Source organism: Loigolactobacillus jiayinensis, assembly GCF_003946445.1.
Taxonomy (GTDB): Bacteria; Bacillota; Bacilli; order Lactobacillales; family Lactobacillaceae; genus Loigolactobacillus; species Loigolactobacillus jiayinensis.
In genome coordinates this window covers 24,030-36,150 of sequence record NZ_RHOF01000016.1, presented here as the reverse complement: position 1 = coordinate 36,150, position 12,121 = coordinate 24,030, and the positions used below count along the sequence as shown (strand labels likewise).

At 43.0% G+C, this 12,121-nt stretch carries 11 protein-coding genes, 1 other RNA gene and 1 other annotated feature; of the genes, 7 read left to right on the top strand and 5 right to left on the bottom strand.

All coding sequences use genetic code 11. The features are described 5' to 3' along the window. Nucleotides 1-22 precede the first annotated feature (22 nt). Nucleotides 23-237, bottom strand: a binding site (T-box leader). A 39-nt stretch (nt 238-276) separates the two neighbouring features. From thiI to ezrA, 3 genes are all read right to left on the bottom strand, one after another. Beyond that, entirely contained in the window at nt 277-1,494 is a 1,218-nt protein-coding gene (gene thiI, locus EKM80_RS05280; protein WP_125552068.1) for a tRNA uracil 4-sulfurtransferase ThiI, read from the bottom strand. 12 nt (nt 1,495-1,506) lie between these two features. Continuing rightward, nucleotides 1,507-2,661 (bottom strand): cysteine desulfurase family protein, encoded by a 1,155-nt coding sequence (locus tag EKM80_RS05275; protein WP_125552067.1) that lies wholly within the window; start codon nt 2,659-2,661, stop codon nt 1,507-1,509. Between the two features lie 195 nt (nt 2,662-2,856). Next, the gene (ezrA, locus tag EKM80_RS05270; protein WP_125552066.1) at nt 2,857-4,572 is read right to left on the bottom strand and encodes a septation ring formation regulator EzrA; all 1,716 of its coding nucleotides are present in this window, start codon (nt 4,570-4,572) and stop codon (nt 2,857-2,859) included. A gap of 148 nt (nt 4,573-4,720) precedes the next feature. Between ezrA and EKM80_RS05265 the strand changes: the two genes are divergently transcribed. Next, nucleotides 4,721-5,173, top strand: coding sequence for a GAF domain-containing protein (locus EKM80_RS05265; RefSeq protein ID WP_125552065.1), 453 nt, complete (start codon nt 4,721-4,723; stop codon nt 5,171-5,173). Nucleotides 5,174-5,386: 213 nt separating this feature from the next. Beyond that, on the top strand, nt 5,387-5,998 hold the full coding sequence (gene rpsD / locus EKM80_RS05260) for a 30S ribosomal protein S4 (protein ID WP_125552064.1): 612 nt from the start codon (nt 5,387-5,389) through the stop codon (nt 5,996-5,998). Nucleotides 5,999-6,045: 47 nt separating this feature from the next. Here the strand turns inward: rpsD and EKM80_RS05255 are convergent, their stop codons facing one another. After that, complete coding sequence (locus EKM80_RS05255; protein ID WP_125552063.1) at nt 6,046-6,666, bottom strand: DUF1054 family protein; 621 nt, start codon at nt 6,664-6,666, stop codon at nt 6,046-6,048. 81 nt (nt 6,667-6,747) lie between these two features. Here EKM80_RS05255 and EKM80_RS05250 point away from each other — a divergent pair, with 81 nt between their 5' ends. Continuing rightward, a complete protein-coding gene (locus EKM80_RS05250) occupies nt 6,748-7,200 on the top strand; it encodes a YueI family protein (protein WP_225418818.1) in 453 nt (150 codons plus the stop codon). Nucleotides 7,201-7,256: 56 nt separating this feature from the next. On the opposite strand, the gene gshAB is transcribed toward EKM80_RS05250, so the two are convergent. After that, nucleotides 7,257-9,506 carry a bifunctional glutamate--cysteine ligase GshA/glutathione synthetase GshB gene (gshAB, locus tag EKM80_RS05245; RefSeq protein WP_125552061.1) on the bottom strand — a complete coding sequence of 750 codons (2,250 nt, stop codon included), beginning with the start codon at nt 9,504-9,506 and terminating at the stop codon, nt 7,257-7,259. A 160-nt stretch (nt 9,507-9,666) separates the two neighbouring features. Here gshAB and EKM80_RS05240 point away from each other — a divergent pair, with 160 nt between their 5' ends. The 4 genes from EKM80_RS05240 (at nt 9,667) to EKM80_RS05225 (ending at nt 12,078) form a co-directional block, all read left to right on the top strand. Beyond that, nucleotides 9,667-10,935 (top strand): replication-associated recombination protein A, encoded by a 1,269-nt coding sequence (locus tag EKM80_RS05240; RefSeq protein WP_125552060.1) that lies wholly within the window; start codon nt 9,667-9,669, stop codon nt 10,933-10,935. Nucleotides 10,936-10,982: 47 nt separating this feature from the next. Then, a non-coding RNA gene (gene ssrS / locus EKM80_RS05235) (6S RNA) lies at nt 10,983-11,172 on the top strand. Between the two features lie 55 nt (nt 11,173-11,227). Next, a complete protein-coding gene (locus EKM80_RS05230; protein WP_125552059.1) occupies nt 11,228-11,500 on the top strand; it encodes a hypothetical protein in 273 nt (90 codons plus the stop codon). A gap of 77 nt (nt 11,501-11,577) precedes the next feature. After that, nucleotides 11,578-12,078 (top strand): universal stress protein, encoded by a 501-nt coding sequence (locus EKM80_RS05225; protein ID WP_125552058.1) that lies wholly within the window; start codon nt 11,578-11,580, stop codon nt 12,076-12,078. The last annotated feature ends 43 nt before the right edge of the window (nt 12,079-12,121 follow it).

Genomic DNA, 12,121 nt, shown 5'->3' with positions numbered 1-12,121 from the left:
TAAAAAAGCACTCATCCTAAATCAATAGGACGAATGCGTTCATTCGCGGTACCACCTAAATTGCGCAATTTGCGCCACTTAATTAGTCGTAACGGACGATTTTATCCGGCTGTCCTTACTAGAATTCAGGACAACAGCTCCCAAGTTACTTTCATCATGCCCCACGTAAAGCTTCCAGCGGCTCACTTTTTCTCTATACCGCAGTCGCATGATTACTGGCTTGTTCATTGCTTTGAAACTACTGTAGCAAAAAAACGACACTAACGCAACGTTAAATTACAGCAAACTAGCGATTTCACTTTGATCTTGGGTCAAAAATTCTTCGTCAGCTTTAATTTCAGTAATCTTAACACCAGCGATTGCTTCAGCCATTAAGCCTTCAACATCGATCAATTGTTCATAAACTCGAGTTTTATCCAACCGCGGTTTTGTCTTAGGTGCTGGTGGCGCAAAAATCGTGCAGCAATCTTCAAAAGGCATGATCGATAAATCAAAGGTGTCGATCTGTTCGGCAATTTTGATGATCTCGTTTTTGTCCATTGACACCACCGGCCGTAAAATTGGCGTTGTTGTGACATCGTTGATGGCTACCATACTTTCCATCGTTTGCGAGGCCACTTGCCCTAAGGCTTCGCCATTAAAAATCGCTAAACCATGGTGCATTTCACGAATCTGATCAGTTAACCGCAACATTAAACGCCGTTGAACCGTCATTAAGTAACCTTCTGGCACCTTATTCTTGATTTCTTCTTGAATACGGGTAAATGGCACTTCGATAAATTCAATGCTACCGGCATAGGGCGCTAATTTAGAGGTTAATTGCTTGGCTTTGGCTAACGCTTTAGCACTGGTATATGGCGGACTGAAAAAGTGAACCATTTGAATGGCCACGCCACGCTTCATAGCAAGATAACCCGCTACTGGTGAATCGATCCCACCAGATAGCATCAGCATCCCGCGGCCAGCCGTTCCAACTGGTAAGCCGCCAGCGCCTTGGATCGTCCGACTAGATAAATAAATACCATCCAAGCGTACTTCAACACGCAACGTGATCTCAGGTTTATGCACGCGCACGGTTAGACCTGGCACGTTATCTAAAATCACACCACCAAGTTCATCATTCATTTGGTTCGTGTCCAATTCAAAATTGTGATCAGAGCGGCGCGTATTAACTTTAAAAGTGTCACCAGGTTGATATTGTTCCTTGATCATAGCGATAGCCGTTGCGCGAACTTGATCCATATCTCGTTCAACACGAATGGATGGTGAAAAATTCTGGATACCAAATACTTGGCCTAACCGCTGCATAACGGCCGCGCTATCTTCCCCATGTAATACGATGTGCAACCGATCACGTCGTGCATGGATTTCTAATGCTGTAAAACGGTGTAACGCCTTGCGCGTGTTACTAGCTAAACGATCGATAAAGCTACGCCGGTTTTTGCCTTTAGTTGACAATTCACCGTAACGTACCATAATTTCTGTGTATTCCATTAAATTCTTCCTTTACTTATGTGCGTTAATGAGTTCAAAACGCGCGTAGATTTGGTCAAACGCCTTAATAAACGTATCTGCTTCTGCCATTGTATTATTTTCGTCTAACGAAACGCGCACTGCACTGGTAGCAACTTCTTCTGGCACACGCATAGCAGCTAATGTGCCTGAAATTGTTCCTTTTTTCGATGAGCAAGCGCTGGTGGTAGAAATATAAATATCGTGCTCTTCAAAAGCATGAACGATGGTTTCACCACGTACACCACGAATACCAAAGCATAAAATATGCGGCGCAAAATCTGACGTATTCTCCGAAAAAATAGTTACTTTCGGTTGCTGCGCGACATGCTGATAGATTTTAGTTTTAATGGCGTGTTGTTGCTGCACCTTAGCTGGTTCGTCAGCTAATAATAAGCGCAACGCCTTGGCCATACCAGCAATTGCCGGAACGTTTTCTGTCCCGCTACGCCAATTATCTTCTTGGCCACCGCCAGTCATCAATGGTGCTAATTGGCGGCCTTTCTTAGCATAAATAAAGCCAGTTCCTCGGGGGCCATGAAACTTATGCGCAGAAAAAGTCAAAAAATCAATTCGGGGTAACCGCAATAAAGGTAACAAGCCTTTACCAATCGATTGCACTGCATCAACATGAAAATGAACCCGCGGATAATCAGTGAGAATGTCAGCAACTTCCTTAAGCGGCTGAATACTACCAATTTCATTGTTAACTGCCATGATCGATACCAAAATCGTATCCGAACGCAACGCAGCCTTTAAATCAGCTGGATCAATGAAGCCCCGCTTATCTACTGGCAAATAAGTAACCTCATAACCTAATTGCTCCAGTTGGGCCAACGAATTTTTAACTGCCGGATGTTCAATCTCAGTAGTGATCAAATGCTTACCAAATTGGCGTTTAGCAATAGCGGTGCCCTTAACCACCCAATTATCGCCTTCAGTCCCACCGCTAGTGAAATAAATTTCTTCTGGTTGCGCCTGAATCAACTGGGCAATTTGTTGCCGTGACTGTTGTAGCAAATTATCGGCCTTATCGCCTAAGGCATGCAAACTAGATGGGTTACCAAAAAAATCTTGGCTAACTGCTTGATAAGTCTGTAAAACTTCTGGTGCCGCCGCTGTTGTGGCACTGTTATCAAAATAAATCATCCAACCATTCTTCCTTTTCGTTATGCTGTGCTGCAAATAAATAACTGCAGCGTATTTATGTCTAAATTACTAAAATCCCAATTATTATAACAAACTTATACCAAAAGACAATACTAACAAATAATAAGTAAGAGAACAATCAAAAAGACGCCACCGTTCCAAATAAAACGGGTAACGTCCTTTACATCACTACTGCTAGACCTTTAAGTCTTGATCCTTAGTCTTATAGTAGCTTTCTTCGACCTTTTTATAACTGCCAGGTTCGATTTGCTCTAAAACTGTGGCGATCGTTTCGGCAGCTTGTTTGTAATCATAGCTACTGTTAAACAAACGTAATGCCTCATCGCTAGCCTGTGCCACATCGGCATGACTATGGCGATAGCGATTAGCGAATTGCAACAACTGTTCAGTCAAAAGCGCACTATCGATCATATCATTAGACTCTTCTTTTAACTTATTTAAATCTTCTTGGGTCGTGATCAGCTCTTTTGTGATCACGTCCAAATCAATCTTAACTTGATTCAAGTCTTGATCTAGCTTTGTGATTTCATCGGCAACCAAGAAGAAATAATCCAAATAGTGCTGCGATAACCCAGGTAGATTCAATTTTTCCACTTGACGTTTGATATTGCGAATTTCAAATTCAAACGATTGTAGCGAACGCTGTGCTTCTTCCTCACCATGCCGCAAGCCTTGAACGCTATCATTGATCGTCTTTTGCTTCTTTTCAATTTCCGTCAAGGCTGCAAAGGCGGTACTATAATTCTCAGCCACCATCGAGTAAACCGCGGTTTGAGCCGCAACTTCCTGCATATCATTTTCAAAAGTGCTCCGAATCTCATCTAGTTGTTGCTTAAGTTCTTGTGCTTGACTAATTTCATTATTATTTAAGCTATAACTTTGATTCAAACGGTTCAATTCGTCTTGCAACTCACGATTTTGCTTTTGCGCGTGATTAATGAACGCCTGTAATTCATCATGCCGACTTTCAACTTCCTGATGAGCCTTGATTTCAGCTTCCATGACATCATACAAATGATCAATGCGTCGCGCAATATCTTGATCGGCAGCTTCGATCGCCGTTAAATCCAATTTTTTTAACGATTTACGCGTTGCGTTGATATGTTCATCTAAATCCTTCAATTCAGTAGGAATATCAATATCGTAAAATTGATAGGCAGCATCCTCTAAACGACGATAGCCTTGGCGTAATTCTTCCAGTTGTTCAGGAAATTCATTATTTAATTCTTTGAACCGGGGCGGGATCCGCTTCATCAAATCATTTAGTTCGGTAATATCTTTATCTAATTGGGTGAGGATCGATTTAGCTTCACCATGATCCCCGGATTTAGTAAAACGGCTATACTTATCCAGTGATGTTTCTAGGTAACTTAATTTTTCTTCGAGACCATCAGCAGCCGCCCCGTAAGAAAAGCTCTTGGTTAATAACTGTTTCCGTAATTTTTGGTAAAGTTCGCGTAGGTCCTTGGCCTTAGCTTGGTTAGCCGCAGCATCAGCTTGAATTTGTTCAAAACCAGCCATAATTTCATCCAAGGCTTGTTTGGTTGTCGTTAATTGTTGCGTCAATTCCTTGATCGATTTAGCAGCTGCAAAGAAACGGTAACGATTATTGGTCGTTTCCGCTAATAATAATTTTCGTTCAAGCTCAGCAAAGCCATTTTTCTGAATCTCTTGCAGGCGCTCCTGCCACTTGGCGTACGCTTCTTGACTTTGTCCAGCTAAGCCCTGTTGTCGTGCAGCGCTCATTGTCTTTTTGAACGGTAATTTGGTCAGTTGCTGCTCCTGGTCTTGCAGTGCATCGATCTGCTTAGAATTATGTCGCTGATAAAAAATCACCCCGACATATAGCACTAATGCTAAAATAATAATACCGATCAAAATTAGCTCCATCAATAAAACCCCCGTCACGTTTCACAGTTTACCTTGCATTTATTTGTAAAGGTCGTTAAAATCTACTCTAAATTATATCATAGTGACCGGAGTGCATCACTAATGAATCGTAAAAACTGCACCTAATTTATTTTGGAGGTCCAATATTATGCCCAAACGCTCACTTTTAGCACAACAAGTTGATGCTTTACTATATGAAGAACCACATTTAATGTCCAATTTGGCCAACGCCGCTGCTTTATTAAATGATAGCTTGGCTGACGTCAACTGGGTTGGCTTCTATCTTTATGATGAAGCCAAGGATGAATTATACCTCGGCCCGTTCCAAGGCAAGGTTGCCTGCATGCACATTGCTAATGGCAAGGGCGTCGTTGGTACCGCCTTTGCTGAACAAAAAACACAAATCGTCGCTGACGTGCATCAATTTGCTGGCCATATTGCCTGTGATGCCGCCACCAATGCAGAAATTGTGGTGCCATTAACCGTTAACGGTCACAAAATCGGCGTACTTGATATTGATTCATTAAAATTCGATCGTTTCAACACGACGGATCAAGCTGAATTAGAAGAATTTGTCGCAGCACTAGGCAAACACATCTAAACAATAATTGACTTTAGCAATTAGCTTTGCTAAACTGGTCGTTGTGTAAAATAATGCAGCAGTGAGTGGTAAGCACGTCAACAGTTTGTTGCAACCAGAGTTCAATTAGTAACCTGCGGCTGCATAAGGCGAAAATTGCAGAACAAACTGCACGTATACTGAACTTACAATTCGTTATTTTACTCCAAATAAATCTATTGGAGGAATTTTTTTATGTCTCGTTATACAGGCCCACAGTGGAAAAAATCTCGCCGCTTAGGTATTTCTCTATCTGGTACAGGTAAAGAATTAGCTCGGCGCCCTTATGCTCCTGGCGATCATGGTCCCAACAGTCGTCGCAAATTATCAGAATATGGTGTTCAATTACGTGAAAAGCAGAAGCTACGTTTCATGTACGGTTTAAACGAACGCCAATTCTCTAACTTGTTCCAAAAATCTGGTAAGATCAAAGAAGGTAAACAAGGTGTTAACTTCATGATCTTGCTTGAACAACGTTTAGACAATTTGGTTTTCCGCTTAGGCTTAGCAACAACTCGCCCACAAGCACGCCAATTAGTTAACCATGGCCATATCTTAGTTGACGGCAAACGCGTTGATATCCCTTCATACCAAGTTGAAATTGGTCAAGTGATCTCAGTTCGTGAAAAGTCGAAAAACTTAGTGATCATCCAAGCTGCACTTGAAGCTGTTGTTGGTCGTCCTGCTTTCGTAAGCTTTGACGCTGACAAATTAGAAGGTTCCTTAACTCGTTTACCAGAACGTGACGAATTAGAACCAGATATTGATGAAACACTTGTCGTTGAATACTACAACCAATTATTGTAATCTTCATGACGAAAAACGCCCGACACATCATGTGTCAGGCGTTTTTTTTAGTCTTGGCTAATGGCTGCTAATAAATACCGATATAGCGGTGTTAGTGCGTCGATAGCTTGTTTAATGGCCATTTCAACTGCACCGCTAGTTTGAAAAATGGGATCCGTTTTAAGCCAGACCTGTCCCAGCAACCACTCCCCTTTTTTCACGTCAACAAAACGTTGCGTTTGGGCGGCTAGATCAGCGGCATTTAATGGCTGAACTGGTTTAGCCATATGATTACCGGATAACTGCCACGCTGCGGCTGGTAGTTGCTTGATTCGTGCTTGTTGCTGCTGTAAGATGGCCGCGTATGGTGCCGGCTGCTGAATGTTTTCTAATAAGCACAGCCAAACAAACAAGCGGTCATCCCAAAAGCCGACCTCAAAGTGCGGAACCATTTTATAGCCGCGCTTGTACGGGCCGATGGCAAACCAGGTATTCGGAGCTGGATTTATGTGGCGGCGTAAATGTTTAGCGACATTGATGTAAGTCGGAATCTTTTCCGCTGCTAGTTGGGCAATAATTTGTGCTCCTAATTCCGCGAATTTAGGATCCAATCGCTCTCGAATCAAGGCCATCCGCCCAGCTACCGTCTGTTCGTTAAATACCTTGAAATCATTTACCGTAAAAACCATTCACTTACCTCCTGCACATTATTTGGCTTATTATCTGAATATGCTATACTCGAATCATTATACCAAATATCGTTGAAAGGGATGACCATTGTGTCGGAAAATACTGATCTCGAAAGTCAATTAAAAAGTCGCATGACGGGCACGCCCCAGACTAAACCGGACGAACGACGCCACTATCTCGGTTCGTTACGTGAACGTGTTTTATTACAAATTACGGTCGCACAGTTAGGTGACGCGCGGACCTTGCCGGCATTTAAACAAGCTGTGCCAAAATTTACCGGTGCCAAACTATTGTTAAATGGTAAATTAGCGGCTACGTTGAAACCTTATTTACAATATGCAACCCAAAACAACCTCGCCTTTACAATGGTCAACGATGAGTCTGCCAATACAGCTAGTGACGCAGTGGCCTTGTTGCTCGTAGCTAGCACCGCTGTTGATCAAGCAGACGTCACCATTAGCCAATATTATTCCCCCGTAACCAAAGAACAACCTAAACACTCCTTTTTGGCTGATTTATTTCAGCGTGATTAGCTCTGCTAGGTAAATAAAAAATCGTGTGCCGACCTAACAAGTCAGCGCACGATTTTTTATTTTTCGGGAACTAATTGATCGATCAAACGTGATATAACTGGTTGGGCCTGACCAAAATATGGCGCTGCATGAACCGCTAGATCTGGCTGGGCCGTGACCCCTAACACAACGGCTAGTTCTGGATGTTCTGCATCCAGCGGCTGATAAAGATTGTCAATAATTATATCAACACCAGCAACCTGTAAATCTAGCGCCTGTGCTGCGGTCAAAGCAAGTTGCTGATAACTTGCATCCATTTCATTCGTCACATCGATCGAATCACCGCCGGTCGCAAAATTAGCCGCCAACCGTAAATAAACTTGATTCCCACGGGCTGGAATCGTGGTTCGACTTAAACCTTGTTGTAGATCAGCATCCGTTTGCGCATTCATTGAAATAGCGTGTAACGGTAAATTAACACCGCGATTGGCCTGCTGATTTTTTTGCGCCACCAGCGCGGCAACCGTTTGGCGACCGTCCCCCACCACATTGGCCGGCGTACATTCAGCAATGGCCTGTACTCGGCCAGCAATAACGACAAAGCGATAGACTGTTCCCGGTACATAATTCTCCACTAACGCACTAGTACCGGTGGCTAACGCGTGCTTAATTGCTGCAGTAAATTGTGCCGCGGTTGGCAATGTTTGAAATACAGTAACACCACGACCTTGCGTACTCACTTTAGGCTTGATCACTAAGCCACCTTGCTTAGCTAGATCATTAAGATCAGCCAAGGCCGCAGCAGTCGTTTGGTATTCAGCACCAGCTGGTACGCCAATGCCAGCTTGACCTAACAGCTTTTTGCTGGCCAATTTATTTTGGCTCACCGCCACGGCAGCTTGTGAATTTAAATGTGTGCCGCTGCCCTGACTAATTAACGTGTGTCCAGCTAATTGCAACAAGCTGGCCGCTGGATCTAAAATCTGTACCGCTAAGCCACGTTGATAAGCCGTTGCCATGATCAATTGACTAGTCGTATCTAAATACTGGTAGCCTGGTAATTGGTAAGGTTGCGCCAATGCTTGTTGCTTAAAGGTCTGCGCTTGTTGTAGCGCAAATTGTTGTAACGAGCCTGCTTTAATAACTTGGCTCAACTGGTAACTAGGCGTTAAGCGGTGATCGGCTACTCGTCCCTGCATAACGTTTAAAGCCTGCTGCAAGTCAGCTGGAGCAGCAAAGGTCTGGGCAAATTGTTGCAAATTTTGCATAAAGTCATTTAATTCTGGTTGTAATTCTGAAGCAACTAAAGGTGATTCCAGCGCGACTGTTTCATTAGTCGTTGCTGCTTGCGCTAAAATGGTTGTTACCTGCGCTGGATCAATACTTGGTGCCACTAACAAATAGGCTAAAAACAGATGCAAAAAATTTAAATCAGTTTTGCTTAAGCCGTCAGCAGCGTATGGATCTAAATCAAAGGTCCGTAATTCCAAATAATGAATGCCTTTTGGCGCTAACTCATCTAATGACGCACCGTGCAACCGCACTGGTGAATAAAATTCCCGCGCTTCTTGCAGTTCGCCACTGGTGACTAATTGCTTGAGATCATGGACATAGGCCTTTAACGACTGAAACGAAACGGACTGGCGACCATGATTAACGTAGCCATAGCGATTGCTACTATGTAGACTACGCACTAAATGCGCCGGTAAATCAGTTGAAAAATTAGCTTCCGCCAACGGACTAGCACCAAATAAATAGGTCAGCACATACCGATAACGGAAAAAGTTCTGTGCCAGCTTCATATACAGCGCATTATGAAAATCAATATAGTTATCAGCAAATTGGTCATGGTAATGCTGCTCAAATAAAAAACGCAGCAAGCGCTCTGATAATGAAAAATTAATGTGAACCGCGGACATCATTTGCATCGTGTACCCATATTTTTCGGCGATTCCCTGGCGATACTGCAGCGCTTCAGGCGTAGGCGCCGCCATTTTAATTGCCGCTGTAGCTGGTAAAACTGGCGGCATCGATAAGGGCCACAATAGTTCGTTCGCTGGTAAATGACGTAGTAGCACCGCATCTAAGCCCTGTAACTGGCGGAAAGTTTGCTGACAGGTGCCAAAATAATCGGTCACAACTTCAGCTTGCGCTTGAGCAAAGTCATTTTTTAAATAACGATGCGGTTGAGCAAAAGGCAATGGTGTTTGACTTAATGTTCCGTATCCATCTACACGCTGACTTTCTTTTTCCACACCATAATGGCCTGCAAATAAAAAGGCCTCATGCTGATATTTTTTCACTTGTTTGCCGATTTGATTTAGCATGACTTCAGCTCACTTTCTGTTGGTGGGTGCATTTTCAACACGCACCGGCTTCATTTTTTATTATACAAGAAAACACCGCAACTGACAGCCAAAGATTTGGGCCAACTTCAGCCGCCGTGCTATAATATTCTATTAGTATTTTTAAGGAGGCGTTTAATCCATGCAACCACTTGCTTACCGGATGCGGCCAACTAATATTGCTGAAATTGTTGGCCAGCAACACTTAGTTGGCCCTGGTAAAATTATTCGGCGAATGGTCGACGCTAAAATGTTATCGTCGATGATTCTTTATGGACCACCAGGCACCGGCAAAACCAGTATTGCTAGTGCAATTGCTGGCTCAACGCATTATGCTTTTCGAATGCTCAACGCTGCCACCGATAGTAAAAAAGATTTACAAATTGTTGCTGAGGAAGCTAAAATGAGCGGCACGGTTATTTTACTACTTGATGAAATTCATCGTTTAGATAAAACTAAACAGGATTTTTTGTTGCCTCATTTAGAAAACGGTCGAATTATTCTGATTGGCGCCACTACGGAAAATCCGTATATTTCAATTAATCCAGCAATTCGTAGTCGAACGCAAATTTTTGAAGTCAAACCATTAGCAGAAAATGATATTAAAACTGCCATTGACCGGGCATTACACGACAAAGAACGCGGTCTTGGTAAGTCACCAGTTGAATTAGATCAAACTGCCGAAACTTTTTTGACCCAAGCAACTAATGGCGATCTGCGGAGTGCGCTAAATGGCCTAGAATTGGCGGTCAAATCAACGCCGCCCACTGACAATAAAATCGTGATCACGTTACCGATCATTGAAGAATGTATTCAACGTAAAGCCGTCAGTAATGATAAAAACGGTGATGCACACTACGATGTGATCTCCGCTTTTCAAAAATCAATTCGTGGCAGTGATGTAAATGCGGCGTTGCATTACATGGGTCGCTTAATTGAGGCCGGTGACTTGCCTAGTATCGCACGTCGGTTAATGGTGATTGCTTATGAAGATGTCGGTCTCGGCAACCCCCAAGCGTGTGCACGCACAGTCACTGCCGTCCAAGCAGCCGAAAAACTCGGCTTTCCTGAGGCCCGGATTCCGCTGGCGGATGCCGTGATCGATTTGGCGTTATCACCGAAATCAAATTCTGGAATTGTGGCAATTGATGCCGCTTTGGCAGACATTCGCGCCGGTAAGGCTGGTGAAGTTCCTGACCGGTTACGTGACGCCCATTACAAAGGGGCAGCAAAATTACAACGAGGAGTCGGTTATAAATTTCCTCACGACTACCCTAATGATTGGGTCAAACAACAATATTTACCTGACCGCTTAAAGCAAGCCACTTATTATGCGCCAAAAACCAACGGAAAATACGAAAAGGCATTAGCTGATCAGTATCAACGTTTACTGGATGCACAACGCCATTAGCCGCGTATCAATTGCACAATCGGTAGCTGTATGCTAATATAAGAATAGATTTTCTAAGGTGTACGTCTTTTTCCACAATGTGTTGACCGATCAAGTAATTAAAATACGGGATTGACTTCTTTGGCTCATCAAGCATGCCTTTTCACGAGGACGCTAGTATGAGTGAATAGTCGAGCCCACCTGCTATTTCGCGGGTTCAATACAAACGGAATTGCAACGGCACCAATTAGATGATCTAGGACGATTCGCAAGAGTCGTCTTTTTTAATACATTTATCAAGGAGACTAACAACATGCGCATCGGGATACTCGCTTTTGCACTAGTCCTATTCGGGATCAGCTATTATTTACATCACCAACTTCATGGCCAATTTTTAAATCATCAACCGCAAAAAGAACCACAATTAAAAAGTTTTCTAACTCGTTACCGCAATTATTTTACCATTATTGGCGGTTTGACCGTAATTAGTGCGCTAACCAATAATATTACTTTTTGGCTTGTTTGCCTGCTAATGGGCTGCGTTCTAGCCGCCGTTTTTGCCGTTAGTTTTGCAAATCAAATATAATTTAGCCGCTTTCATTTACACATTACCCTAAAATAACGTACAATAAGGGTGAGATAAAAATAATTGGGGTGATCATTATGTTACAACAATACAAACATATCCTAGTCGCGATTGATGGTTCTTATGAAGCTGAACTTGCTTTCCGCAAAGCTGTTGAAGTTGCTAAACGGAACAACGGTGAATTATTCTTAATTCATGTTGTCGATACCCGTGCCTTCCAAAATGTTTCTAGCTTTGATTCTGCAATGGTTGAACAAGTTACGGACACTGCAAAGAAAACCATGGAACAATACGTTGCTACTGCTAAGGAAAATGGCTTAGATAACGTTAACTATGCCATTGAATATGGTGCACCAAAAATTATCATCGCTAAAGAAGTCCCTAAGGAACACAACATTGATTTGATCATGATCGGTGCAACTGGCCTAAACGCTGTTGAACGCCTGTTGATCGGTTCCGTAACCGAATACGTTACTCGGACCGCCATTTGTGATGTTCTCGTTGTACGGACTGATCTTGACAACAAGCCAGCATTGAACCAAGCCGGTAAAAAAGCCAGCATTCAAGCTGACGATTAAGGCTAAAAAGCCAAACGCAGCTCATTGCGCTTGGCTTTTTATT